General features: G+C 39.8%; 25 protein-coding genes and 2 tRNA genes. 11 read left to right on the top strand and 16 right to left on the bottom strand.

Going from position 1 to position 24,849, the window contains the following annotated elements:
- Positions 1–139: 139 nt before the first annotated feature.
- A complete protein-coding gene (locus tag RH40_RS02470) occupies positions 140–616 on the top strand; it encodes a LabA-like NYN domain-containing protein (protein ID WP_009599724.1) in 477 nt (158 codons plus the stop codon).
- 32 nt (positions 617–648) lie between these two features.
- Here RH40_RS02470 and RH40_RS20205 read toward each other — a convergent pair whose 3' ends face one another.
- Positions 649–807, bottom strand: coding sequence for a DUF2986 domain-containing protein (locus RH40_RS20205; RefSeq protein WP_009599723.1), 159 nt, complete (start codon positions 805–807; stop codon positions 649–651).
- Positions 808–986: 179 nt separating this feature from the next.
- Between RH40_RS20205 and RH40_RS02465 the strand changes: the two genes are divergently transcribed.
- The 3 genes from RH40_RS02465 (at position 987) to RH40_RS02455 (ending at position 4,257) form a co-directional block, all read left to right on the top strand.
- On the top strand, positions 987–1,697 hold the full coding sequence (locus RH40_RS02465; RefSeq protein WP_009599722.1) for a response regulator: 711 nt from the start codon (positions 987–989) through the stop codon (positions 1,695–1,697).
- A 14-nt stretch (positions 1,698–1,711) separates the two neighbouring features.
- Positions 1,712–2,995 (top strand): sensor histidine kinase, encoded by a 1,284-nt coding sequence (locus tag RH40_RS02460; protein WP_009599721.1) that lies wholly within the window; start codon positions 1,712–1,714, stop codon positions 2,993–2,995.
- Positions 2,996–3,345: 350 nt separating this feature from the next.
- A complete protein-coding gene (locus RH40_RS02455) occupies positions 3,346–4,257 on the top strand; it encodes a VirK/YbjX family protein (RefSeq protein WP_009599719.1) in 912 nt (303 codons plus the stop codon).
- Between the two features lie 198 nt (positions 4,258–4,455).
- On the opposite strand, the gene RH40_RS02450 is transcribed toward RH40_RS02455, so the two are convergent.
- Positions 4,456–4,532, bottom strand: a tRNA-Val gene (locus RH40_RS02450).
- A 44-nt stretch (positions 4,533–4,576) separates the two neighbouring features.
- Positions 4,577–4,653: transfer RNA gene (locus tag RH40_RS02445), tRNA-Val, on the bottom strand.
- A 307-nt stretch (positions 4,654–4,960) separates the two neighbouring features.
- On the opposite strand from RH40_RS02445, the gene RH40_RS02440 reads away from it, so the two are divergent.
- A complete protein-coding gene (locus RH40_RS02440) occupies positions 4,961–5,806 on the top strand; it encodes a DNA ligase (protein ID WP_009599718.1) in 846 nt (281 codons plus the stop codon).
- Between the two features lie 19 nt (positions 5,807–5,825).
- Here RH40_RS02440 and RH40_RS02435 read toward each other — a convergent pair whose 3' ends face one another.
- Positions 5,826–7,256, bottom strand: a complete 1,431-nt coding sequence (locus tag RH40_RS02435; protein ID WP_081454953.1) for an MATE family efflux transporter — start codon at positions 7,254–7,256, stop codon at positions 5,826–5,828.
- Between the two features lie 79 nt (positions 7,257–7,335).
- Between RH40_RS02435 and RH40_RS02430 the strand changes: the two genes are divergently transcribed.
- Entirely contained in the window at positions 7,336–7,938 is a 603-nt protein-coding gene (locus tag RH40_RS02430) for a riboflavin synthase (protein WP_009599716.1), read from the top strand.
- 90 nt (positions 7,939–8,028) lie between these two features.
- Here RH40_RS02430 and RH40_RS02425 read toward each other — a convergent pair whose 3' ends face one another.
- Both RH40_RS02425 and RH40_RS02420 read right to left on the bottom strand, forming a co-directional pair.
- Positions 8,029–8,232 (bottom strand): CPXCG motif-containing cysteine-rich protein, encoded by a 204-nt coding sequence (locus tag RH40_RS02425; RefSeq protein WP_009599715.1) that lies wholly within the window; start codon positions 8,230–8,232, stop codon positions 8,029–8,031.
- A gap of 418 nt (positions 8,233–8,650) precedes the next feature.
- Positions 8,651–9,517 carry a fructosamine kinase family protein gene (locus RH40_RS02420; protein ID WP_009599713.1) on the bottom strand — a complete coding sequence of 289 codons (867 nt, stop codon included), beginning with the start codon at positions 9,515–9,517 and terminating at the stop codon, positions 8,651–8,653.
- A gap of 296 nt (positions 9,518–9,813) precedes the next feature.
- Between RH40_RS02420 and RH40_RS02415 the strand changes: the two genes are divergently transcribed.
- A complete protein-coding gene (locus RH40_RS02415) occupies positions 9,814–10,158 on the top strand; it encodes a DUF3802 family protein (RefSeq protein ID WP_009599712.1) in 345 nt (114 codons plus the stop codon).
- A gap of 8 nt (positions 10,159–10,166) precedes the next feature.
- On the opposite strand, the gene RH40_RS02410 is transcribed toward RH40_RS02415, so the two are convergent.
- Both RH40_RS02410 and RH40_RS02405 read right to left on the bottom strand, forming a co-directional pair.
- Positions 10,167–10,538, bottom strand: a complete 372-nt coding sequence (locus tag RH40_RS02410; RefSeq protein ID WP_241209854.1) for an NlpC/P60 family protein — start codon at positions 10,536–10,538, stop codon at positions 10,167–10,169.
- 307 nt (positions 10,539–10,845) lie between these two features.
- Positions 10,846–11,640, bottom strand: a complete 795-nt coding sequence (locus tag RH40_RS02405; RefSeq protein ID WP_009599710.1) for a sterol desaturase family protein — start codon at positions 11,638–11,640, stop codon at positions 10,846–10,848.
- A 71-nt stretch (positions 11,641–11,711) separates the two neighbouring features.
- On the opposite strand from RH40_RS02405, the gene RH40_RS02400 reads away from it, so the two are divergent.
- Positions 11,712–12,473 carry a tRNA-uridine aminocarboxypropyltransferase gene (locus RH40_RS02400; RefSeq protein WP_050790416.1) on the top strand — a complete coding sequence of 254 codons (762 nt, stop codon included), beginning with the start codon at positions 11,712–11,714 and terminating at the stop codon, positions 12,471–12,473.
- A gap of 61 nt (positions 12,474–12,534) precedes the next feature.
- On the top strand, positions 12,535–13,464 hold the full coding sequence (gene nagK / locus RH40_RS02395) for an N-acetylglucosamine kinase (protein WP_009599708.1): 930 nt from the start codon (positions 12,535–12,537) through the stop codon (positions 13,462–13,464).
- A gap of 26 nt (positions 13,465–13,490) precedes the next feature.
- Here nagK and RH40_RS02390 read toward each other — a convergent pair whose 3' ends face one another.
- The gene (locus tag RH40_RS02390) at positions 13,491–13,757 is read right to left on the bottom strand and encodes a DUF2960 family protein (RefSeq protein WP_009599706.1); all 267 of its coding nucleotides are present in this window, start codon (positions 13,755–13,757) and stop codon (positions 13,491–13,493) included.
- A gap of 95 nt (positions 13,758–13,852) precedes the next feature.
- Positions 13,853–14,434, bottom strand: coding sequence for a molybdenum cofactor guanylyltransferase MobA (gene mobA / locus RH40_RS02385; RefSeq protein WP_009599704.1), 582 nt, complete (start codon positions 14,432–14,434; stop codon positions 13,853–13,855).
- Positions 14,435–14,615: 181 nt separating this feature from the next.
- Between mobA and RH40_RS02380 the strand changes: the two genes are divergently transcribed.
- Both RH40_RS02380 and cobB read left to right on the top strand, forming a co-directional pair.
- On the top strand, positions 14,616–16,208 hold the full coding sequence (locus RH40_RS02380; RefSeq protein WP_009599703.1) for an ABC-F family ATPase: 1,593 nt from the start codon (positions 14,616–14,618) through the stop codon (positions 16,206–16,208).
- A gap of 182 nt (positions 16,209–16,390) precedes the next feature.
- Entirely contained in the window at positions 16,391–17,101 is a 711-nt protein-coding gene (gene cobB, locus RH40_RS02375) for a Sir2 family NAD+-dependent deacetylase (protein WP_009599700.1), read from the top strand.
- A 69-nt stretch (positions 17,102–17,170) separates the two neighbouring features.
- Here the strand turns inward: cobB and RH40_RS02370 are convergent, their stop codons facing one another.
- From RH40_RS02370 to RH40_RS02345, 6 genes are all read right to left on the bottom strand, one after another.
- Positions 17,171–18,166 carry an OmpA family protein gene (locus RH40_RS02370; protein ID WP_009599696.1) on the bottom strand — a complete coding sequence of 332 codons (996 nt, stop codon included), beginning with the start codon at positions 18,164–18,166 and terminating at the stop codon, positions 17,171–17,173.
- A gap of 8 nt (positions 18,167–18,174) precedes the next feature.
- Complete coding sequence (locus tag RH40_RS02365; RefSeq protein WP_009599694.1) at positions 18,175–19,191, bottom strand: fimbrial protein; 1,017 nt, start codon at positions 19,189–19,191, stop codon at positions 18,175–18,177.
- 4 nt (positions 19,192–19,195) lie between these two features.
- Positions 19,196–19,948: a fimbrial biogenesis chaperone gene (locus RH40_RS02360; protein ID WP_009599693.1), complete on the bottom strand. Its 753-nt coding sequence runs from the start codon at positions 19,946–19,948 to the stop codon at positions 19,196–19,198.
- Positions 19,945–22,401: a fimbria/pilus outer membrane usher protein gene (locus RH40_RS02355; protein WP_009599692.1), complete on the bottom strand. Its 2,457-nt coding sequence runs from the start codon at positions 22,399–22,401 to the stop codon at positions 19,945–19,947. Before RH40_RS02355 ends, RH40_RS02360 begins: the two co-directional genes overlap by 4 nt.
- A gap of 68 nt (positions 22,402–22,469) precedes the next feature.
- Entirely contained in the window at positions 22,470–23,003 is a 534-nt protein-coding gene (locus tag RH40_RS02350; protein ID WP_009599691.1) for a fimbrial protein, read from the bottom strand.
- Positions 23,004–23,738: 735 nt separating this feature from the next.
- Positions 23,739–24,773: an extracellular solute-binding protein gene (locus RH40_RS02345; RefSeq protein ID WP_009599690.1), complete on the bottom strand. Its 1,035-nt coding sequence runs from the start codon at positions 24,771–24,773 to the stop codon at positions 23,739–23,741.
- Positions 24,774–24,849: the final 76 nt, after the last annotated feature.

Below are 24,849 nucleotides of genomic sequence, written 5' to 3'. Positions count from 1 at the left end.
AATGCGGCATTAAAGATAATACAATCAATAGTTTAGTTATGTTAACGAATGTTACATTAAGGATGGTGAATTGAACAAATGAGTACTGTTTTGTTCAATTCTGGTATTATTTCGTATATTTTTATTTGAGACTAATAATGTGGAAAAAATAGCAATCTTTGTTGATGTGCAGAATATTTACTACACAACTCGCGAGAAATACCGAGCCCACTTTGATTACAATCATTTTTGGCATGTAGTAGCAACAGAAAAAGAAGTCGTTGTTGCTAACGCCTATGCCATCGCTTCTAAACATGAAAAACAGCGGCAGTTTCACCACATCTTAAGAGGGATAGGTTTCGAAGTTAAACTTAAACCATTCTTACAAAGAAAAGATGGCACTGCTAAAGGTGATTGGGATATAGGTATTGCCTTGGATATTTACGATATATCCAAGGAAGTTGACCGAGTCATATTATTATCGGGTGATGGCGATTTTGAAGTGCTAGTTGACCGTGTAAAAAAGACATCCAATGCAAAATTTGATGTATTTGGTGTGCCAAGTTTGACATCACAGTCACTGATTGACGTTTGTGATAATTTTACACCTATTGATGAAACGTTTCTTCTTTTGTAGACAATGTAGCATCATGGAAAGAGGTATAGACTCTATTCACATTGTTGTGCCTCTTCTTGCCCCTCGATAGCCGCAAGCTTTTCTCTTTCAGCCTTAGAGATATACCGAGGTTTATTGCTTTTATGCAACTTTGAGTTCATTTTCTTCTTCTTGGCTTTTAATGCTTGATTAATCTTTTTTTTTCGATTCATAGATTTTATCCTCTTAAATAATTGGGCATGATATCAATTATTGATATGGTCTGATACTTTTTTACACCATGCTAAGGTATTTGTTTCCTTTACTCTTACCAACGCATACATATAAACTGACAGTAATTAACAAACGAATAAGCTAGACTTATTGCGACATACGAAAAGCAGTATTAAAGATGACTATGGCAAAAATTCTTAAGCACACTCTCTATATTATTGAAGACGATACGAAGCTCCGTGAGATGTTGACGGAATACTTTAGCTCACAAGATTTTGATGTGACCTCATTCGAGAGTGGCGATTCTGTGGCAGCAGTCATTATTGAGAAACAACCCGATCTTGTAATTTTAGATTTGATGCTTCCAGGAGTAGATGGGCTAACGATCTGCAGACAAATAAGGTCAGGTTATCAAGGTAAAGTGGTGATGCTCACTGCGAGTGATGATGATTTTGACCACGTCGCAGCATTAGAGATAGGTGCTGATGACTTTATTACAAAGCCTATCAAGCCTCGTGTGTTATTGGCAAGAATGAGAATGTTATTAAGAAGGCCTGCGAATGGTAATAAAGGCCAAAACAAGACTATCGAATTCGGTCAGCTATTTCTCAATGAGGCAAGAAAATCTTGTACATTGAATGGTGATTCGATCCCTATGTCCGATAGCGAATTTGATTTACTTTGGGCACTCGCTTCTTCACCAGATCAAGCGCTATCGAGAGATGAGTTAACAAAAATTCTGCGTGGAATTGAGTACGATGGATTGGATCGAACCGTTGATAACAAAGTGGTAGGTTTGCGCAAAAAGTTGGGTGACACTTCAACCACACCAAAGAGAATTATCACAGTAAGAGGCAAGGGTTATCTCTTTGTCCCCGATGCTTGGTAGGGGATTGAGCCTTCATGCGTAGGATCTACTTAGAGTCTTTCATAGGTCTGCTCATATGGTTTATGGCAAGTCTTTTTGCCTATGAGCTTATTATCTATGGTGTCAATACTGACTATGATCATGTGCTCCAGGAAAGAGAAGGTAATGCATTTAGAAATGTACTTCTAAGTATTTCTGAACAGCAAGGTGCTCAAGCAGCAGTAGACGCGCTCAAGCATGTCGTGAGTGAAACATCGCGTAAGCTTCTGATTGTTAGAGTAGAGAACTTGCCCGAGGATGTAGGTCACTTTTTTTCTACTGAGCATATCGAAGACTCCATATATTATGATGATGATAGAGAACCTTGGTTTAAGCTCACTGACCCTAATTTAGTTTTCCATATTGTTCCAGATAAGAAAAGCGACTTGTGGAGAGCCATTCAATTTGATGATGATATCGGTTGGGTTTTTATACTATTAGGTTTTTTCATTTACTCATTATGGTTCGTTTGGTTTCTTGGCAGAAGGATCCAAACTCTCGAGAAAGTGACTATGGAGTTTGCAAGAGGTGATCTTGAGGTAAGAGCGCCTCTACAAAGCAATAAGGTAGTGGGGACACTTAATAAAAGCTTCAATTATATGGCAGATAAAATCTCCAACTTAATTTCTAGCAATCAATTTTTGGCTAATGCTGTTGCTCATGATCTGCGCACTCCTATCTTTCGAATTCAGTGGCAAGCGGAAATGCTCAAAGACGATAATCTTACCGATAAGCAACACCAGAAAGTTTCTAGCATTATCGAAGATACTGAAGAAATGGAACGTATGGTTGAGGATTTACTATACATGGGCAAGCTCGAAAGGCCAGAGGTAGATCTAAAGTTTGAGTCCACAGATTTGATCAACTTAATCGAAGACGTTGTCAACAAACAGCGGCAAGACTGTTCGAATGATATCATTTTAGATTATTCAGAAAGGGTCTACGTTAATTTGGACTCATGGCTGTTTAGGCGAGCATTGTCAAATCTAATTCTCAATGCAATTACCTATGGCAGATCGGTGACGAAGCTTAATGTCTCTACGGAACAAGATATTATCAGCATATCTGTTGAAGATAATGGCGATGGTATTCCCGAGTCTCATTGGCCCTCAATTTTTAAACCTTTCTACAGTACTGATCGATCGAGAAATAAATCTGCGAGCGGGTTTGGATTAGGGCTAGCAATCGTCGATTTAATCGTAAAAAGACATTATGGCCACATCGAGGTAGGACACAGTTCTCTTGGTGGGGCAAAGTTTACGATAAAACTACCGATTTGAACTGATACGTATCATTACAAATAATTACAAAAGTGTGACATACTTCTCCTTAATAGTTTTGTACGCTGTTCAATATTGAGCATTGGATGGAACTGGCTATGTGTAATGTTGAAGTATGTGTAAACAAACCAATCGTTGTTGCTTACCAAAACTTACCAATACCTTTCCCACATCGAATCGACAAGTTCACCATTATCATGCCGGCTGACTAAGCCTTCTTCATTGATGCTAAAAATGCCTTTTTGAAGAACCATGCTCAAAATTTTTGTTTTTATTACTGTTTCCCACAACATAGCAGCCCAATAAACGAGTGTTCATTTATTGTTCTGGGAGCTCTACAGGAAATATTTATGTCAGCGAATTATTTCAACTTTGTTGCTACATTACCTCAGATAGCTGAAACGGTTTATCCAGAAATACGTGGTTTTAAAAAGCTCCGTTATAACGCTAGATTTTGTTTGTGGTCATTACTTAAACCTAATGTGACCCAAAGGATGCAGGCATTGTTTGATAAACCCGGGTTGACAGAAGTGATTAAGCAGCACCCTCGTATTATAGAAAAACCGTTAAAGCCATATGTCTGCCTAGGCTGGCGCCCCGAAAAGAGAGCACAAAAAGTCTACGAGCATTTCGAAATGCTTCACGGTATTTACGGAAAGAATACACCAAATCTCTACTCTCCAAGTGGTTACACTATTGCATCTATTGAAGGATTTCGAGTGGTTTTATGTTCCGGGCCAGAGAGGGAGGGATCTCTAGCTGTTAAGTTAGTCGATGAGTTCAGCCAAGACCTCTTCACTATAGCTTTCAACATATCAACAGATCCAGAGCGCACTATCCACATTGGAGCACTTCAAGGCCCTGGTGAGCATATTCAAGATAGGGGTGAGATCATTAAGTCCCTGACTAAAACAATGTACGGCTTGCGTCCCAAGGCATTGGTACTTGAAGTATTATTGATACTCGCTCGTCATTGGAATGTGAAGCATGTTTTTGGCGTAACGAACAAAGGGCACATTTACCAAGCACTCAGATACACTGGTTCAAAGCGCTCGAGTATTACCTATAATTACGCAGAATTGTGGACAGAGTATGGTGGGGAAGAAGTCTCTAAATATCTATGTAGTTTACCTGTAGAACCGATAAGAAAAGACCCATCATTACTAAAAAGAACTAAGCGTCGCCTCTATACAAAACGTTATCAATGGCTCGATGAGCTTGAGTTGTCAGTCGTGCAGAGCATTGCAGAATTAGAAGAGTAATTCTTCTTTTTACACACTTCATAAATCAATTTTCGTGAATCAGGGACTGATTCTTCTTACTCCAAAAATCGAATTGAATGGTAGGCTCGTGTATAAACTTTTATATGAAAGAAGTAGAGTTGAAATCGCTTATTTTTAAAGATTTTGGATAGGATGCAGATAAATGAAAAACCCACTCAAAGTGGGCTTTCTTAAATTTGGTGGGTCCGGGCGAACTCGAATCGCCGACCCCTACCATGTCAAGGTAGTACTCTAACCAACTGAGCTACGGACCCAAATTTTTCAATGCATTTATACATGCAAATGTTTCCTCAAGGAGTGGTGGGTCCGGGCGAACTCGAATCGCCGACCCCTACCATGTCAAGGTAGTACTCTAACCAACTGAGCTACGGACCCATTCCTTAAGAACGAAATGGATGTTACCTAGACTTTTCGGATGGTGCAAGAAAATTTTCGCTTGTTATGTTTGTTTGCTTTATAACTGAGCTAATCGTCTGGGTTTTGTACAAAATTCGATTGGATTCACTTGGTTGTAATAAAAATTGCCCACTGTATTTGCCGTTCTTTTGACTTATAGATGTAGACTGAGTTGCTTAAATATTAATCAAAGTGAAGTGTGTTGAAAGTTTATTTTAAAATGGTGAATTTCAATCTTAGAGTTTGCCATTATGATATTTATTTTTAACCAATAAAGGGGTTATTCATGCGACTATCTTTAGTGGCATTCGCCGTTATTGTAACGCTCACTACAAGAGCAGAAACTGTCCCGTCATATCAAGGCATGGTCCCTGTAACCTTGGCAAAAACTTATGACAAGGATAAAGATGTCTCCCAATACTGGGCGAGTGAAAAGCTCGATGGGATCAGAGCGCTTTGGAATGGTAAGTTTCTTCATACGCGGAGTGGAAAGAGAATTTACGCACCTCATTGGTTTACTAACTCACTACCGAAGATAGCCCTTGATGGTGAACTGTGGGCGGGGCGTGGCCAGTTTCATGTTGTTCAAAGGACGGTACTTGATAAAGTTCCCAGTGATAGTGCTTGGCGGAATATATTTTTCGTTGTGTTCGATTTACCAAATAAGTCGGGCAATTATAAGATTCGATATGAAGAACTAAACAACATACTGAATATAAAAAATCAAACACACATTATTCCCATACAGCAAAAAGCTTTGACGAGCGATGGTGACCTTATGGCATTTTTGTCTCAAATCGAGAATTTAGGCGGGGAGGGTGTAATGCTGCGCGAACTTAATAGCCCTTATCTATCTGGTAGAAATAACAGCTTGTTAAAGCTAAAAAGTTATCGAGATCAAGAAGCGCGCGTGATTGGCTACAAACAAGGTAAAGGTAGGCTTAAAGGGAAAATTGGCTCGATCTTGGTGAGAACAGAAGACAACCTTGAGTTTTACATTGGAAGTGGCTTGACTGATGAGCAAAGAAGCTCTCCGCCGAAGTTAGGAACCGTAGTAACTTTTAAATATAGTGGAGTAACGCAAAATGGTATTCCCCGTTTTGCGAGGTTACTCAGAATCAGAAATGAGTAACCTCGGTATTACTCTGTGGTTATCTTGAAGCAAGCTCTAGCTGGTGTTTTTCATCTAACTTGTGTATCCATCTAAGCCTTTGTCCTAGCATTATTGCAGCGGAAGTGAGACCAATAATAAAGCCAACCCAAAAGCCCATAGCTCCCATTGGCTCAACAACCCAATCAGTGAGAGCGAGAATATATCCAATAGGTAAACCGAGTACCCAGTATGCAATAAAAGTTCGATTGAAGATTGCGGACATGTCCTTATATCCTCGTAGAGCCCCTGCGGCAACGACTTGGATAGCATCTGTAACTTGGTAGATAGCTGCAAATATTAGTAATGTTGTTGCGAGTTCAATAACGGCGCGGTTCTCCGTATACAATAAGCTTATTTGCTCGTTAAACAAGACAGTCAACACCGCCGTTAAGCTTGCGATAGCGATAGAAACCAATATACCTACCTCACTAGCAACTTTTGCCCCTTTCGCGTCTGCTTCACCAATGCGATGACCAACACGGATACTCGCGGCGGCACCAATGCTCATTGGTATCATAAAAACTAATGAGGAAAAATTCATGGCAACTTGATGAGCGGCCACGACAAGTGGTCCGAGAGGAGCTACAAGTAGGGAGACGACAGCAAAAAGGGTCACCTCAAAGAATAGTGCTGCAGCAACAGGGAAACCCAACTTGAAGAGTTTTATTAACTCTTTAGTATTTGGCTTATGAAACTTTTCAAAAACATTCAACTTTTCTAGTTTCTTTGACTTAAGTACATATAAGAGGAGCAATACAAACATCACCCAATAAACGATGGCGGTAGCAACACCGCAGCCGACGCCTCCAAGGGAAGGGGCACCGAATTTTCCATAAACAAATATCCAATTAAGAGGGATGTTGAGAAGCAGACCGATAAAGCCGATTACCATTGAAGGCTTTGTTAATGACATTCCGTCTGTAAGGCTCCTCAGCGCTTGAAATAATAAAAAGGCAGGAACACCAAAGATAACAACATCGATGTAACCAACGGTTTTATCTCTCATCAATGGCTCAAGATCCATAAAACTTATAATGAACTGAGCTTTGAGGAGAACGAATGCAGTTGGAATGGAAAGTAGCAAAGCCATAGCAATGCCTTGTTGAACCTCGAAGGCAATTTTCTGAGTACGATTTGAACCGTTAAGCTGAGCAATGACAGGAACCAGAGCCATTAAGAGTCCAACACCAAATAGGATTGTGGGTAACCATATACTCGCTGCAATAGATACCGCGGCCATATCAGTTGGACTGACACCTCCAGCCATCACCGTATCGACAAATCCCATTCCCGTTTGGGCGACTGAAGCGATAAATACTGGGATTGCAAGTTGGATAAGCGATGTGGTTTCTTTTTTATAATTGTTCAACAGAAGTTTCCTAATCGATACGTATAAGTGCTGGTGTTGTGCTCGGGAAGGCATTAGCATGAACATGATTTGCCACCTACTATGCGAATAATAAAGAATTGTCATATTAACTTCTATTAAAAAATTGGGAATTGTTGAAATGTTTACTGGAATTGTTAAAGGTATGGCCGAAGTCATTGCGATAGAGAAGAAAGAGGATTTTCAAACACATACGCTTAGACTTTCATCTTCACTCAACGATGGCTTGGCGATAGGTGCTTCTGTGGCACATAATGGTTGCTGTCTCACCGTAACCAAAATACGGGATGATTTAGTTGATTTTGATTTGATGCAGGAAACACTAAAGCTTACTAATCTTGGTCATGTTAATGAGGGAGATAAAGTCAATATTGAGCGCGCCGCTCGATTTGGTGATGAGATCGGTGGACACTCAATGTCGGGTCATATCTCGTTAGTAGCAGACATCGTTGAGGTGATTGATACCCCAAATAACCGCACAATCTGGTTTGAGATAGACCAAGATAAGATGAAATATATTCTTGCAAAAGGTTATGTTGGTTTGGATGGCTGTTCATTGACCATTGGGTCGGTAAAAGAAAGTCGTTTTTCTGTGCACTTAATACCAGAAACACTCCAGCGAACACTTTTCGGCGAGAGAAAGGTCGGGGATAAAATAAATGTTGAGTTTGACCCCCAAACACAAGCCATAGTTGATACTGTCGAAAGAGTCTTAGAAAGGTAAATTCTAATATACTCAAGTAACCTCAAGATGCTAGGTTCAGCGAGAATGGCTTGCTTTGCAGAAATTTGAAGTTCGAACAAAGTTTAAACCCTAGAATATTTGTTCGTCATCGGCATCTATCGTGAGTTCAATCTGATCGGATTGATTGTTGATATACATATTCATATGAATGCTGTGGCAACAAGCAGGGCAATCATCGTAAAAATCTTGACTGCCATTTGACGCATCTAGCTCAACGTTAAAACCATGCCCACAATGTGGGCAAGAAATCTTTTTATTGCAGTAGTTTCGCATAAAAAGTCCTTCTTATTACTCAACTGAAGTTACGGCAAATCAGTTTTACAGCGAATAAGTTTATAGCCAAGTGATCTTTGGATTTTTGGCTCTTTTAAAAACTGCTAACAATGCCAAAGTTACCTTGAAGTCTCTTGGAAATACGCGATATTTTATCTAAGTGTAGAACTACGTCGTCAAAATTTCAGGCACCTTTTCGCCATGAATTTCTAATCATGGTAAGCGATACAGAATCCCCAATGTACCCGATAATATGTATATTATTAAACTGGCGATTTTTTTGGAACTGGTGACTGAAGATGTGTACAGTGAAGGCGCGATTAGAGATATATTGCACTTCATAAGTGACATTGTCACGTGGGATTTCGCGACAATAGAAAGCCTACAAGGCACTGAGATAACTTGTGTATATTAGACATCAAAGTGACAGTATACGTTTGATTAATACTTCGGAGGAATCTAGGTAGTGCCCACCAAATTGATTACAATGATTAAGTATATGGTACAAATTATAGATATCTTTGCGTTCTTCATAACCATAATTAAGTGGTGCAATACTTTCGTATCCTTGGTAAAAATCGGGCTGAAAGCCTCCAAACAGTTCAGTCATGGCCAGATCACACTCTCTATCCCCCCAATAGCATGCAGGGTCATAGCATAGTGGTCCAAATACAGTTCTTGAACAATTACCGTACCATAGGTCCCCGTGCAGCAAAGAGGGTTTTGGTTGGTGGTTGGCCAGCTTGTTTTGAATTAGTGATGTGAAGTCAGATATATCAATGAGATTTACACCCTTTTCCCTCAATAGTTGTAGTTGCCATCCTATGCGTTGCTCAGCAAAAAAACGGCTCCATTTCCTGTCCCACTGGTTTGGTTGAAGGCTCGAACCAATAAAGTTGTCTTGATCGAAACCATACTCTTTCTGTTCTCCCCAAAGGTGCAGTTCCGCTAGTTGTTCGCCGAATAGTCGACTTGCTTTGCCATCATCTAGAGGTTTGGTGGGTAAATAATTTAGAATGATGAAGGCGTTATCTTTTGAACAGCCAGTAAGGATACACTCTGGGACATCAATAGTTGATGTTTCTCTGAGGTATCTAAGGTTTTCAACCTCTATTTCAAACTTTTGATAAAAATCTTTACTATTTATTTTAACAAAATAACGTTGGTTGCCGTCCGATATCATATAGCAATCACTAATATCACCACCATTAAGTTTTTCTTTCTCTATAATTTGGTAAGAGAACATTAAGGTATCTGATAACTGCTCACAAATTGCTTGCCACATAATTGCTGCCACATTCAAGTTGGTAAATAAAAGTGTAGAAGATGTTTTCTATAATAGGGATTAAAGTTGCAATTACGTGCCGGTGACTTGGTCGATTGCAGTAGGGTAAAGAGTCCTACAACATATATCTATTACCATATTAAACTTTAGTCACATACTTAGTTGTGGTTCACATGTTAGTGAATAGAGCGAATTTTTTGTGATGAACAATGTTGCCTTTACTTGTGCAAAAACCTCGATATGTCATAGTATTAAAAGATGCGGTTTGGCTGGCGTAGAAAAAATGGAGATAAGCTGTGGTTGTTGAGACCGATGGATACTTAGCCTTAATTGAGCACTTGTCCTTTAATTTGGATATATTCTCTTCAGATGAGGGGGATACAGGAACGGAAAGTGTAGAAGATGTCGTCACTGACATGATTTCCAGTAATATAATGTCTATATTTGAGCAAAACCCTGAACTTCACTCTAGTGTGAGGTTTCAATTACTAAAAGAAGCAGATGCTGTAGTCGCTGATTTGAGTGAAGTCTTAGCCAATGTATGGGATAAACAAGCGACTAATGAACAAGTTGGCTTCCTAGATGAATATATCTCTTTGCTGAAAAACCTGTTTGACTCAGCAGTTGCAAAATATGATTAGAGGTATGGTCAGTCAGTCGCGCTGACTGAAATTGAGACTCGCCTAATTTGCCACAATTTGTTACTCCAATATGGGTTATCTAACCGAGATATGATAACCCCCTTCGACTGTGATGCGTGAATAAACTGTTGGTGGCCAATGTAAATTCCAACATGTCGACTCTTTCTTGTTATTTTGAAAAAGAGCAAATCTCCAACCTCTTTTTTATCAAAAGGCGTTATGGAGTGGCCAACCTTGCTCTGGGTTCTTGTTGTTCTCGGTAAATGATAAGCAAAGTTCTGCTTGAAAAATGTTTGGACTAAAGCAGAGCAATCTACACCTTGACGTGTCTGACCTCCATACAAATAAGGTACTCCTTTCCAATTATCGTATGCTTCCATTAATACACTTCTGTGTTTCATTTCAGTTGTTGTTAACGGGAGAGCATTTATGTTGAAGCTTTTTGGTTGTGAGGTGCTACATCCCATAACCATCGTACCAAGTAAACTAATGCTAAAAGCTTTTATTATCTGAGTTGTTAACACGATTTCTATCCATGAATAAAAGTAAGCAAAATAGAGTAACATGAAATTGATAAGTATATGATAAAATGAATAATAAAAGTTGTTACGCTGTAACAAAAATTAACAGATATGAGTGTTTTTGTACCATGCTGTCCAGTTGATAACAACAGTTAGGTATGATGGTCTACTTGTTTCGAAAAGGCTGAGAAAGCATTTTATCAATACGTTGTTCTATTTTTGAACGAAATATGGGCAATCCTATCGAAACGTGCTGATGCCCTAGGCTTGGTTGGCAGAGGTAGGTGTTAAAGATACGATCCCAGATGGATAAGAAAAAACCAAAATTAGAATGGGTCTCTTTAGGAATAATGGAATGATGAACACGATGCATATCAGGAGTCACGATCAGAAACCGCAAGTAGCGATCAATGGTTTTCGGTAAATAGATATTGCTGTGATTGAACAGCGCACTTGCGTTGAGTAGAATTTCAAAAATGATGACGATTAATGGGGATACGCCTAAAAGCATTACGACAACTATTTTAATCCACATCGAGAGCAGAATTTCGATGGGATGGAAGCGTATGCCAGTGGTAACGTCGATATCTTGATCAGCATGGTGCATCCGATGCAATCGCCACAGTAGTGGAATGCGATGAAAAATGACATGTTGCGTATAGATGGCGAGGTCAAGAGCCAATATACCAAAACACATTTCGAGCCATAGTGGCCAGCTAAGTGATGTCCAGTGAAGCAGCCCAAAGTTAAGGTCAGCAGCAAATGAAGCGGCTTCAAAAGCTACAATTGGCATCATTATGGTAAGAGTTATTGAGTTAAAAGCAATCAGCCCCAAGTTATTGAACCATCTATACACTTTATTTTGGGTGAGAACTTTGCGAGGGAAGAGGAACTCAAAGATACTGCAAATCAAAAGCACACTCACAAAAGCAATTAATCTAACGGTTTCTGTTGTTTCCATAATTCTTAGCCCTTGCAACGACCATGATGATAAGTAAACTTAGCTTCCCATTTAACTAAACATGTCAACTTATGAGAATCCACGCCTTTCATCGTCTTTATCAAACAAGGGTGGCGCAATCGACAAAAACGTTTAATGCGCGAGGAAGCCGCGTTAAGCGATGCCAGTATTGTCAGGTTGCCGTTGAATATTGTGTATGTCAATACCAACCTGTCGTGGATAGTAGGGTGGCTGTAATGCTTTTACTATCCGCTAACGAAGTGTTTAAGCCTAGTAACACCGGTCGCTTAATCCTTGATACGATCCAACAAGGCTTTGCGTACCAGTGGAGCAGGACCGAACCAAATAGAGAAATGCTTGGGCTATTGAGTAATTCAAAGTATCAGCCAATTTTAGTTTTTCCCAAACAATATGTTGAAGATGAAAGTCGTATTATTCAACAACCTGAACCGCTTAAATGTTCGAATAAAGTACCTTTGTTAATTTTTATCGATGGCAGTTGGCGTGAAGCGAGAAAAATTTTCAATAAATCAGAGTACCTATCAAAGCTTCCGGTTCTTTCGATTGAACCGACGCGTATGTCACAGTACATGATGAGGCATTCTGAGAACGAGCAACACTTGGCGACAGCGGAAGTTGCTTCTATTGTTCTTGATCAGCTTGGAGAAAATCATGCATCAGGAGTACTCTCGAGTTGGTTCGATGTGTTCCGTGAAAGTTATATGTTATCTAAATCACGGTTTTATTCTGATTTTTCTCGCCCAACGTTAAGACAATACTTGGTTGATCATAGAGATTATTTAGATTTTCAACACAACCCCGATCTTTCGTAGACGAGTTGTAAAAAGTAACGTTAGTATGGGAAATTAAGACACGAGCTAAGAGAGGGATACTATGTACTATGGCTTTGATATTGGTGGTACTAAGATCGAATTTGCTGCTTTTGATCATCAGTTAAAGTGTTGCGCTAAAAAGCGTGTGCCAACTCCTACACAAGATTATTTAGTGCTATTGGATACAATAAGCTCGATAGTTGTAGAACACGATACCAAATTTGGAGTAAAAGGTTTTGTGGGCCTTGGTATTCCTGGGATGGAGAATCCCATTGATGGCAGAGTTTTAACTGTCAATATTCCAGCTGCAAGCAATCGAACTCTACGTAAAGACTTAGAAGAGAGATTACAAAGAAGAGTTCAGATTGAAAACGATGCGAATTGTTTCGCAATATCTGAAGCTTGGGATGAGGAATTCAGAGAGTTACCATCTGTGCTTGGGCTGATTCTCGGTACCGGTTTTGGTGGTGGGCTCGTTTATAACGGCAGTATATTTAGAGGGGCAAATCATCTAGCTGGTGAGTTTGGTCATCTGAGACTCTCTATCGATGCATGGTTTACACTCGGAGAAAATCCGCCACTTTTTGATTGTGGTTGTGGAAAGTCTGGTTGTTTAGACAACTACTTGTCTGGACGAGGCTTTGAAGCATTATATGCACACTATTTTAAACGAAAAAAAACGGCCCAAGAAATTATTGCAGACTTTGACGCAGGTGAAGAGCATGCAATCGAGCATGTTGAGCGATTTATCGAAGTTATGGCGATCAGCTTTGCCAATATATTTACGGCCAATGATCCTCACCTTGTGGTGCTCGGGGGTGGGCTTTCAAATTTTGATTATCTCTACCAAGAATTACCCCAACGAATCGAAAGTTACCTTATAGATGTTGCTCACTGCCCAAAAATTGTGAAAGCAAAATATGGTGACTCCGGTGGTGTTCGCGGCGCGGCTTTTTTAAATATTCAAGAGGGCACTGCCCAGCCATTATAAACCCATAATGGCTGGCTTTTATGATGCTAGGACTTTCTCTTTCCAACACCGAGGTTTTCTTTTTGCTGTAGCGTGATTCTACCAAAACCTAATTTTTTAAAGTGATTATCACGGTAGTTACGTACTGTTTTGGTGTCTGAAATTGCTTCTATTTGTTGTTCCATTTTTAGGTATTCTGAAATATCAATACCTTCAGCTTCAGCTACGGCTTCATGAATATTTCGGTGTTTTTCGTAGGAAAATGAGAGGGTTTTTTCTTCGTCTTTAAACGTGTAAAGAATCGTTCTTACCATAATGATACCTAGATTTAGATAGGTGATCGGTACTTTGATCACTAGTGTCTTTTATTTGCGGCTGATTTTGCCTGTATTCAACGCAATTGTCACCGTTAAAGAGAGTCTCTTGTCACATTGACTATGTCTTCAGGGGTATTTAAGTTGATAAACATTGTTTTGCAGTCACTAAAATCGACATAGCAGCAGCGCACTCTCTGATGCAGCAAAGCGAGCTTTCTCTGCTGTTGGTCTAAGCAGGATTTTATTTGTGGAACAATACGCCGATTCATTGCTGTAAACACCGGTTGACAGTAGTCACCATCGTGGGCAACGACGATATCTACTGTATCATTGATGGCGTAGGTCAAACGCTCCACCAAGTCATTACTTATAAATGGACAATCACAAGGAATAAATCCAATCCATTCTTTGTCAATGTGTTGAAATGCTGAGTAGAAAGCTGCAATAGGCCCTTGATAGCCTTTAATGGTATCTACAATAACCGGAGCATAACGTTGGTATTGCTGTATGTTTCGATTGGCGCTTATATAAATATCATCAGTTTGCGGTTTTAAGCGTTCAAAGACGTGTTCAATGAAAGGTTTTTGGGATAACACGGAAAACCCTTTATCTACTCCCTCCATTCTGGACGCTTGACCACCAGCCAATATGACCCAAGCACAATCTGTTATCATGGTAGTTAATAGCCTCTTATCCGCTTTTTTAGCATGCTTAAAAACATTGCAAAACTGTTTAGTGATAGGGTTCGGTGCTCAAATATTAACTAATTTGGCCTTTATTATAAACAATACTTGAAGTTGTAGGCTTGAATCATTAATGTGACGCAGATTTTGACATTTTTTAGGTACAAAGACATTGATTTCGACAAATAACATCACGCAACAATTTGGCGCCAAACCATTGTTTGAGAACATTTCGGTAAAGTTTGGTGAAGGCAACCGCTATGGCCTAATTGGGGCGAATGGTTGTGGTAAGTCGACATTTATGAAAATTCTAAGCGGTGAGCTCGATCCAACTGCAGGAAATGTTGCTTATGATCCTAATGAACGAGTCGCAAAACTGAACCAGGACCAATTTGCCTATGAAGAATTTACAGTTATCGATACTGTTATCATGGGATATAAAGAGCTTTGGGAAGTGAAGAAAGAGCGAGATCGTATCTATTCACTAGCGGAGATGACCGAAGAAGAAGGTATGCTAGTTGCCGATCTTGAAGTGCAGTTTGCGGAAATGGATGGATACATGGCAGATGCAAAAGCGGGTGAGCTTCTGTTAGCAGTCGGTATTCCGGAAGAGCAACACTATGGATTAATGAGCGAGGTGGCTCCTGGTTGGAAATTACGTGTGCTACTTGCACAGGTTCTTTTCGCAGACCCTCATATCATGTTGCTCGATGAGCCAACCAACAACTTGGATATGGACACAATCCGCTGGCTTGAAGATACTTTGAATCAGCGTAACTGCACCATGATTATCATTTCTCACGACCGTCACTTTTTGAACTCAGTTTGTACTCATATGGCTGATCTTGATTATGGTGAGTTGAGGGTCTATCCGGGTAATTACGATGAATACATGACGGCAGCAAGCCAAGCTCGAGACCGCCTCTTGTCCGATAATGCTAAGAAAAAGGCACAGATCGCCGAGTTGCAGACGTTTGTGGCACGATTCTCTGCGAATGCGTCTAAGGCTAAACAAGCAACATCGAGAGCGAAGCAGATTGACAAGATTCAACTGGAGGAAGTCAAAGCCTCGAGCCGCCAAAATCCCTTTATTCGCTTTGAACAATCTAAAGAGTTATTCAGAAACGCTTTGATTGTGGAGAACCTGTCTCAAGGTTTTGAGGAAGATTTATTTGCTAATTTTGATGCGATCTTCGAAGTTGGGGAGCGAGTAGCAATCATAGGTGAAAATGGCGTCGGTAAGACTACTCTGCTGAATACATTAGCGGGCGTGTTGCAACCACGCACTGGTAATTTCAAGTGGTCAGAAAACGCCAACATCGGTTATTACGCGCAAGATCATGCTGCGGATTTTGCAGAAGATATCAATCTTATGGATTGGATGGGGCAATGGCGCCAAGAAGGCGATGATGAGCAAGTCATTCGTAGTTTTTTAGGGCGTATGCTGTTCTCCCAAGATGACATCAAAAAGTCTGTTCAAGTACTATCCGGCGGGGAGCAAGGTCGAATGCTTCTAGGTAAGCTTATGATGCACAAACCGAATATGTTACTGATGGACGAACCAACCAACCATATGGACATGGAATCAATAGAGTCATTAAACACCGCTCTTGAACATTACAAGGGCACCTTATTTTTTGTTTCGCATGACCGTGTTTTTGTTGACTCCCTAGCGACTCGAATTATCGAAATTAAAGATCATAAGATTATTGACTTTAAAGGCTCATATGAAGAGTACTTAAAAAGCCGTGGGATTAATGACTAGTTTTTACCTCTATGCAGTAAAAAAGAGCCAAGATTGGCTCTTTTTTTATTTCTGTAAGAAACGTTACTGCTTGGCATGTATCGTGATTAATTTGATTTCGACCATAGTCTAATAGGCAAAGACTAGGGAGAGCTCAGATAGAATGTTATGATCCTCCATCATACCTAAGAAATATAGACAGAATGAATTTTCCTTATCGAAATATCGTCGTGTTGACCGGAGCGGGGATCTCGGCTGAATCAGGTATCCAAACATTTCGTGCTGAAGATGGGTTATGGGAGAACCATCGGATTGAGGATGTTGCAACTCCTGAGGGCTTTGAAAGAGATCCTGAGCTTGTGCAAAGTTTTTATAACCAAAGACGCTTAAATCTCCAATTACCAACTATACAACCCAACTCTGCTCACTATGCTTTGGCTGAGTTAGAAAAACAGCTGGATGGGAATGTAACAATTATAACGCAAAATATTGATGATCTGCATGAAAGAGCAGGGAGTCAAAATGTGATTCATATGCACGGTGAATTGCTGAAAGTGAGATGTTGTGAGTCTGGTCAGACAATAAGCCATACAGGCGAGTTAAAGACGGGTGATCTTTGCCATTGCTGTCAAATTCCGACGCAGTTGAGGCCTCATGTTGTTTGGTTTGGAGAAATGCCTCTCAAGATGGATGAAATTTACCAGCGCATTGAACAATCAGACCTCTTCGTTTCTATTGGCACCTCTGGTGTTGTTTATCCTGCTGCAGGCTTTGTCCATGATGCAAAAATGTTTGGGGCACATACCATTGAAATTAATTTAGCACCAAGTGCCGTCGAAAGTGAATTTGATGAAAAGCATTATGGGAAAGCAAGTGAGAAAGTTCCAGAGTTGGTGAAATTACTTCTTGACTGAAGTGAATAGAGCATTCGTGCCGCTCTTCTTAATTTTCTGAAGAGCGGTTAGGTGGTTACTACTAGCCTATCAGAGGCTTGGCATTATCTCAGTGCCGTGGACAGTAATTTCTACTTTGCGAGCGCTTGGGTCATCTTCCTCGTTCTCGGTGACCATGACTTCAATTTGAATATAGTCTTTCTGTATGCCATGTTGAATCAAAAAGTCTGCAACGGCGATAGCCCTTCTTTGAGCAAGATCAGTGTTGTGACTTAAATACATAGGTTTACTGTCTGCGCCACCTGTTACTCGGATATCATAGGTTTCTAGCCTCTCGATCCTGTTGACTAACTGTAGTAGCTGAGACTTCATCGTTGGTTCGAGCTCTGCAACATCATAGCGATAAATACCGCTATTTTCAGCTAGATCTACCTGCTGCTCGAAAGAAACTTCCTGAATATGCTGGATAGGCTTTGCTTCATATTTATTTCCAGACCAAGGGTGAAGCACGAACGATAAGCTTATTTGACGCATTTGTTTCGTTTCTGTCTTATTTATGTACGGGTCAACAACATCGACATTAAACATCTGATCAAATTGTATTGAGACGTCAATAAATTCACTTAATGCGTAACGACTGCCAATAGATAGATAGGGTGCAATGCCACTGGTCGTAAACGAAGACTTTTTGCTTGGATTATTCATCTCTGATTGATAAAAGTAGCCACCTGCACCTAAAAAAACGCCAACATCACGAGATAATGACCAGTTATGTTTTGTATATATATCAATTCCATGCATATTATAGCTATTACCATCCGATAGGTTTCGGTACCCTAATTCAAAATTCAATGGTTGAGTTGCAATACCGATACTGTATTTTAAGCTGGTAATATCATTCATTTTTGGGCCTTGATGACCATTAAACTTCGCAAGACCTCCTCCAACTTTAAAGTAGAGTTCGTTATCAATAAGAGTATCAACGAAACTTATCTCGTGATCATTCGGTGGAGCCGCCTCTTCGGCCAGCGCTAAATCAACGACCAGAGTACTTAGAGCGAATAGTATTATTTTTATAAATTTCATTATATTTCCTACAAATAAGAAACGGTGTAAACCACCATTCCCTGAAACTTGCCTTTATTTATATTGGAAACACCTAAAGGAACTAATTTAGCAAGATAGCGGTCATATCCGATCTGAGTTATCTCGTAACCATTTCCAACAGGTTCGTTTAATGTCACCTCTCTACCATCTGGTGTGTAGAGCTTAATACCAAAGGATTGAATTTCTTGGTTATTTTGGTCAAATACGGGAATATAGGATTTGTTGGTTAAGTCGCGAACATTATCAAAATAGCCCCGTAATTTAACCGAGGGGCAATCAGGTCCGTACTTTACGTTTCTGACAATAATGGTGAGGGGGCTCGGTTCCATCTGAGCGATGTCGTTTACACCAATACGGCCATAGTCAACATTGTTATTTTTAATTTCGAGTTCGACTAGGCACTTAGAAGGCTTTAATATGTCCATATTGGCGATGACGCTACGATAGTTTGCAAATTTACCGTTGTAGCCGATCTCGCCATCTACCTGAAAGATGTTTACTGGTGAGCTATAACCCCTGAACTCACCTGAATCAGTAACAATAATCGGTTGATAAGTAATTGTACGCGTGGTTCTTGTTCTTTTCTCACAGGATTGATCACTCTCGTATGAGTAGCATTCAGAAACAATAAAATTATTTATAGCAACTTTTTCACCATAAATATCCGTGCCTTGATAGCGGAATCCAACTTTGATACCAGGTATATGAGGAACTACAGTATTACCAGTTTTACCAGGCCAAAAGTAAACATGTTCTCTTAAGTATCTATAGCTAGGGTAATTTCTCACATCTTTATAGCAGGTAATGGTTACCTTTTGTGAAGGTCCTCGCCATACTATTTGCCCATTCGGTGCATCCATTGGTACTGATGCAGAGGGGTCAATATAAAAGTTGGTCATATTACCCGCCTCAGTCGCGCTGTAACACGCAAGAGCCATTACCCTAGGGGTCATACAAGCACTTGCTATAAATAATATAAGTGCAGTAAAAAAGTACTTTATCATTGGTTTAATCTTTCTTTACCTGTGCAACGCAAATACCGGTTGAGCGGCAGTAAAAAGTATTAGTTACGGTTGCTCCATAGTCGTTGATATGACTTAAGTGATATCGCTCACTTTTCTTTATGGCTAAGGTTTTGCTACTAAATGGTGGCAGCATTATTGGCTTAAAACCTGAAGTTTCCATTTTCTTACCCTGAGTTAAATCAGAGTATGTCACGTAAAAAGGAGACCCATTTTCTAAAATTATTTTGTCTTTAGCCAAGGTTTGAATTCTCGTCGAGCTCGCTATTGCTTTATCAATTCTGTTGATATGGTTTAGGCTATCTGGACGGTAGAAAAATTTGATCACCGATTCAACAGCAATCTGAATCGAGCCAGTTGTGGTCTGGGGTTTTGCTTCGTCCCCTTTGTTTTCCGTTGATGGTGGAACTTCTCTTACGTGTAAGAAAAACGCGCTCTCCCTATCTTGAGGTAAAAGTGAGGAGGTTGGTAAGGATCTAATACGCAGTATCGCATAATCTTTACTCTCTATTCTTAACACAGGAGGTACGACGACAAACTTATCTTGGAGCTCCTTGCCATTGATGTCTGTTAACCAAGACTGTGCGAGAAATGGACTATCGGACGAGTTTCGAATTTTGATGGTCTCGATGGCAGAATCCCCCTCATAGACCACCCGGGTTCGATCTAGAGCTAGTGCAGCGATTGCAGGCGTAGTAGTCAACAAGCAACATAACATTGCAAAAGTAACATTTTTCATTTTTTGATTACCGATGTTTTTATACAGTTAATTGAACGGACGACTTCGTCGCTATTCAAAATGGATTCATTTATGGCTAGTTGGCAGTGGTTTTCTTCCCAAAGAACACTGATTTTGGAATCGATATTTATACCAACCACATAAGCGGTTGAATTTTGTCCTACGATGCCTATTTCCTGTTTGAGCTCTTCGTCGAAGACGATAGCGCCGAATGGAATACTTTGTTCGCTGTTAAAAAGTGCTAAGAAGTTTTGTCCTTTGCGTGCTGTTATTTTTTGATATCCTATGGCTCCCTCTGTTAGAACCATACTTTGTATGCTTGAAAGTACTTCAATATCTTCTGGTAGTGACTTGAAGTCGATAGTGTTGTGACTTTTCTGATAGGGTGTTACACCGTTAACCAGAGCTAAACCAAATACATTGGTTTTTTCGTGGTTACTGCCATAGATAGTGACGTCCGGTACGCCCGAGTCAATGAGTATACGTGATGCCCCGGTGTTGAGTGCGCTATAGGCCAAACCATGTTCAGACAATAAAGCTGTTCCAGACATATTCCCGTTAATCTGACGGTATGAATTGGTTTTATAGCTGCCACCAAACGACGTTGATACTGCTGAGAGGTCTCGATTGTAATTGCCACTCACTCCGTTGGACTCACCTTCATAGACATCGTACGCAATACGATAGTTAGAACCCTCTTCTTTATCGTGCCCTGAATAAGCTAGAGTTTGAGAATAATCATTGCTTCGCGAATTGGTTTGTACTGAAACCGTATGACTTGTACCGATAGGTATGGAAACGCCTAAGGACCATCCTTGATCATCACCAACTGATGAATATGGATTAAGATATGACTCACTCGAACGATAGACATTTGCTGTAAGGTATAAATCTATGTCATTGATTTTCAGGGGGTGGGAAATGTTAATATCATATCGAGAACTCTTACTTCGCTCTCCCCAGTATTTGTTTGAAGTGAAAGAAATATAAGCACTCGTTGACCCAAACCTCTGGGTTAGTGCGATGTGTTTTTTATCTTTTCTATTGCTATTTGGGACATAGGGATTAGAAAAGTTAATTTTTTTGTAAGTGCCTAAATACTCTTCGAATTCATAGTATTGCTCTTGTGAAAAACGATATCCAGCAACCCGTAAACCTAATCCAAGACTGGTTAGTGTGGTGTTGTACGTGATCCCATACGACATGCCTGAGGCAGTATTGTGATCAGAAAATTTAGCTTTTGCTGAAGTAACATCGACTGAGGCAGCACCGAACGCATTGAAATTAACGCCTGTTCCTAATGTATAAGACTGGTAATTTTTAGACAGTAATGTGGCTGAGAATACGGATAGGTAGTTGTTCAGACCGTAAGCTGCCTCAGTAGAAAAAAATGCAGGTTTATAGTCGTATGTGTCGCTTCTCGGTACTCCTGCAGAGACGCTGTAACGCAAATGTTGAGGTCGAGTTAGATATAATACGTCGGCACCATTGACTTGATAGTGCAGGACTTTACCATCCGCTTGTTTTACTTCAACATCTAAAGTTCCTTTGTGAGCTTGAGAAAGATCATCAATCAAATAGGGACCTGCGTTTACATTGACGACTCTGAGAATGTCCCCCTGTTGTCGTATAGTAATTACGGCATTAGTACTGACGGTACCGGAAACAATAGGAGAGTATCCGCGCAAGTTAGAAGGCAGCATTTGATCGTCACTTTGCAACCGGATACCTGTCATACGAAATGAATCATAAATATCCGAGCCATATTGGGTATTACCAAACGTAAGTTTAGACTTTATCTTTCGTAGGGGTGTATAGCCATAGAGTGATGTCAGTTCTCCTGAGTAGTTATTTGACATCTGATAATTGGCCCGAAAGCGATATGCTCCACTATTTAGACCGATAGTGCCGTAAGTTGATAGATCGTTGCTCCAGTCAGAGATTCCTTGTTGTTGACTAGAAAAATAGTTTATATCGTAATCGAGATACAAGGCTGAAATCCCATCATCCCAAAGGCGATCGGGGACAAATCCGTATTTATACTCTTTAGCGATATATTTCTGGGGTATTGCGATATCGATACGAGTTTTCCCCAGATTTGGTGAGATTTTGGTATATGAAACCTGGTCAATCTCATAGCATGCAGTATTGGTCGCTGAGGAGACAGTTTTTTTATAGACTTCATACCCTTTGTTACTCAATGGCAGGCTAGCGAGCAATGATTCTGAGAGACAGGGTTCATTGTTGTTGAATAAAATTCTTTCTGTCGTCAAAAACTCACTGTTTATATAAACATTAAGCTGATATTGCCCATCTTCAATAAAATTTGCCTTTGAGAATTTGCTTAAATCGACATTATTTTCGCTACGGATAAAATAGTTATTAAAGTTTGTCGCAAAGGAAAGACTCGGAATAAAAAGGGCAAGTATCACACCCGTTAAAAGACAACGCATTTTTATTGACCAATATTTATTTGAGAAAAAGGAGTAGGGCCAATGGCCTCTACTCCCTAATTAACGGCTTATAAATAGCTCACACGCAATAATGCCCAAGATTCTGCATTACCAGCTTTTACCGCATCAGAACCAGCCGCCACGTTCATTTCATAAGCAGCAGAAAAAGAGGCGATATTAGTTCCATCAACAAGCACATTAGTTGCTGCAATTTCGCCATTCTTGATTGGATTTCCATTATGAAGAATGCGAACGCCTATACCCGTTGCACCACCTTCAACATTAAAGAGATCGCCTGTGGTATCTGGGTTTGATTCGAATCTGAATACTGCTTTTGTCAATGCCGAGTTGTCGCAGTCTGTTAGTTTTACTCTAAAGGGAACTGGAGTCGAACGGTCACCTTTTTCTTTGAATTTATGAATCGGATGTTGACCAAGTTCAATAGTTTGATTAAGGCTATCTGGTGACAAACCACATGCTGACTCAACAATTTCACCTTTGAAATAAACATTGGTGGTATTTTCTGCGAAAGCAGACTTTGTTGATATCAACCCGAAAAGAAGTGTGGCTGCAATTGATGAGCGAGTATATTTAGCTCTCATTGTTAATTCTCATAGTTTTAGTGATTAGATGTAAGAAACAAATCATGTTACTTAACTTACTTTTAGTTAACATTTTATTATCATTTTTGATATTAATGTCATTAGCAATCCTATAGTTAGGGCATCTCTAAAAACAAATGAAAAATTATAAATCAGAAAAGGTAAGGTGTTTTTTATGTGGAAAAATCATGAGAATAAGTGAATGTTTTGGAAGTAATAGATCTAGTTGTTATATTTAGGTTGTTGATATTTTGTTCAAATGTTCAGAGCTGATATACCTAGCTTAAGGCTTACTACTGATTCAACATTATCTTTATTCGCATAAAGGTGTATTGGCATAGACATCAATGTGATTGAGCTTTTTTCAGAATAAGAACTTTTTCTGCTGGGGATTCAGAAGTAAGTATGTATTGGCGTTAGAGGCTGAACAGGTTTGTTTCTACCGACCTGCGAGGTAAATATAAAATATATCCCCAAGTGACTTCAAATGCATGCTCCCAAAGGGCGAGTTGTCTTGCTATTCTCGCTGAACCTAGCATCTTGAGGTTGCTTGGGTATAGAGAGAAGACATCTTTTAAATCTTCAGAATACTTTCGACGTGCCTCAGACTTATATAAATAGTGAGTTTTTGGGTGATAAAGTGAGAAAACATGAATATCTTATTTGTCAGGTGAACTTAATAAAAAAGAGCGCTTAAATAGCGCTCTTTATATATTTACAAGTATTATCAAAAGCTTAGTTGTTTACTTTTAGTTTTTGGAAGTACTCGTCGTAAATAACGCTTGCTTCACCGACTTCATCTTGCCAAGTTCCGCTATCCATCACTTTCTGTGGCGGGAAAATACTCGGGTCGTTGGCAAACTTTTTAGGTAGTAGCTCAATCGCAGAGGCAACCGGTGTCGGATAGCCAATTTCGAGCGCAATCTTCGCTGCATTCTTAGGGCGCAGTAGGAAGTCAATCATTTTGTGAGCTGCTTCTGTATTTTTTGCGCCTGCTGGTATTGCAAGGCTATCCATCCAGAAAATGGTTCCTGTCTCTGGCCAGACGACATCAATTGAAGCTCCTTCTTGGCGAGCCATATAAGCAGAGCCATTCCATAACATACCTAGAGATACCTCTCCAGCCAAATATGGGTTTGCAGGGAAATCAGAATTAAACACCAAAACATTTGGCATCAGTTTCTTTAACTCTTCATACGCCGCTTTGATTTCTTCAGGTTTAGTTGTGTTAGGTGAGTAACCAAGTTTAGTCAGTGCGATATGAAAAACTTCACGGGAATCGTCCATTAGCATCAATTGACCTTCCCATTTGCTGTCCCACAGATCATCCCATTTACTAACAGAAGACTTATCCAGCATTTCGGAATTTATGCCAATCCCAGTGGCGCCCCAGATATAGGGGATAGAGTAATTGTTACTTGGATCAAAAGGCTTATTGAGAAAATTTTTATCCAAGTCAGTGAAGTGCGACAGTTTTGATTTATCAATTTGTTGCAACATACCTTCTTTACGCATCTTGGAAACAAAGTAGGTAGAAGGTACGACGAGGTCATAACCGGAGCCTTGAGTCTTTAATTTAGCATACATGCTTTCGTTAGACTCATAAGTTGAATAGATAACTTTTATGCCAGTTTCTTTAGTAAAATCTTCGAGAACTTCACTGGGAATGTACTCAGACCAATTGTAAAAATAAAGTTCTTTATCAGCAGCAAAAATAGGAGAAGCCGCAAGGGCTGCACCAATAATACCCGCGCAAAATATACTTTTCATTGATTGTCCATATTATTTGTGTTTATACAGTAAGCAGTTACTCCAAACTACATGGGCTGTTTAAACATGAAACAAA

Source organism: Vibrio caribbeanicus ATCC BAA-2122 (assembly GCF_000165125.1).
Taxonomy (GTDB): Bacteria; Pseudomonadota; Gammaproteobacteria; order Enterobacterales; family Vibrionaceae; genus Vibrio; species Vibrio caribbeanicus.
Note: the sequence above shows the minus strand (reverse complement) of the source record. Positions and strands in the feature narration are given on the sequence as shown.

Excerpts from the sequence above, each read along its gene's own strand:
- RH40_RS02455 (WP_009599719.1), top strand. The coding sequence starts at position 3,346 with ATGTCAGCGAATTATTTCAACTTTGTTGCTACATTACCTCAGATAGCT.
- RH40_RS02430 (WP_009599716.1), top strand. The coding sequence starts at position 7,336 with ATGTTTACTGGAATTGTTAAAGGTATGGCCGAAGTCATTGCGATAGAG.
- RH40_RS02410 (WP_241209854.1), bottom strand. The coding sequence starts at position 10,538 with ATGGAAGCATACGATAATTGGAAAGGAGTACCTTATTTGTATGGAGGT.
- RH40_RS02420 (WP_009599713.1), bottom strand. The coding sequence starts at position 9,517 with ATGTGGCAAGCAATTTGTGAGCAGTTATCAGATACCTTAATGTTCTCT.
- RH40_RS02460 (WP_009599721.1), top strand. The coding sequence starts at position 1,712 with ATGCGTAGGATCTACTTAGAGTCTTTCATAGGTCTGCTCATATGGTTT.
- RH40_RS02425 (WP_009599715.1), bottom strand. The coding sequence starts at position 8,232 with ATGCGAAACTACTGCAATAAAAAGATTTCTTGCCCACATTGTGGGCAT.
- RH40_RS02405 (WP_009599710.1), bottom strand. The coding sequence starts at position 11,640 with ATGGAAACAACAGAAACCGTTAGATTAATTGCTTTTGTGAGTGTGCTT.
- RH40_RS02400 (WP_050790416.1), top strand. The coding sequence starts at position 11,712 with ATGAGAATCCACGCCTTTCATCGTCTTTATCAAACAAGGGTGGCGCAA.
- RH40_RS02350 (WP_009599691.1), bottom strand. The coding sequence starts at position 23,003 with ATGAGAGCTAAATATACTCGCTCATCAATTGCAGCCACACTTCTTTTC.
- nagK (WP_009599708.1), top strand. The coding sequence starts at position 12,535 with ATGTACTATGGCTTTGATATTGGTGGTACTAAGATCGAATTTGCTGCT.
- RH40_RS02435 (WP_081454953.1), bottom strand. The coding sequence starts at position 7,256 with ATGCTAATGCCTTCCCGAGCACAACACCAGCACTTATACGTATCGATT.
- RH40_RS02355 (WP_009599692.1), bottom strand. The coding sequence starts at position 22,401 with ATGCGTTGTCTTTTAACGGGTGTGATACTTGCCCTTTTTATTCCGAGT.
- RH40_RS02440 (WP_009599718.1), top strand. The coding sequence starts at position 4,961 with ATGCGACTATCTTTAGTGGCATTCGCCGTTATTGTAACGCTCACTACA.
- RH40_RS02465 (WP_009599722.1), top strand. The coding sequence starts at position 987 with ATGACTATGGCAAAAATTCTTAAGCACACTCTCTATATTATTGAAGAC.
- RH40_RS02370 (WP_009599696.1), bottom strand. The coding sequence starts at position 18,166 with ATGAAATTTATAAAAATAATACTATTCGCTCTAAGTACTCTGGTCGTT.
- cobB (WP_009599700.1), top strand. The coding sequence starts at position 16,391 with ATGAATTTTCCTTATCGAAATATCGTCGTGTTGACCGGAGCGGGGATC.
- RH40_RS20205 (WP_009599723.1), bottom strand. The coding sequence starts at position 807 with ATGAATCGAAAAAAAAAGATTAATCAAGCATTAAAAGCCAAGAAGAAG.
- RH40_RS02390 (WP_009599706.1), bottom strand. The coding sequence starts at position 13,757 with ATGGTAAGAACGATTCTTTACACGTTTAAAGACGAAGAAAAAACCCTC.
- mobA (WP_009599704.1), bottom strand. The coding sequence starts at position 14,434 with ATGATAACAGATTGTGCTTGGGTCATATTGGCTGGTGGTCAAGCGTCC.
- RH40_RS02360 (WP_009599693.1), bottom strand. The coding sequence starts at position 19,948 with ATGAAAAATGTTACTTTTGCAATGTTATGTTGCTTGTTGACTACTACG.
- RH40_RS02365 (WP_009599694.1), bottom strand. The coding sequence starts at position 19,191 with ATGATAAAGTACTTTTTTACTGCACTTATATTATTTATAGCAAGTGCT.
- RH40_RS02345 (WP_009599690.1), bottom strand. The coding sequence starts at position 24,773 with ATGAAAAGTATATTTTGCGCGGGTATTATTGGTGCAGCCCTTGCGGCT.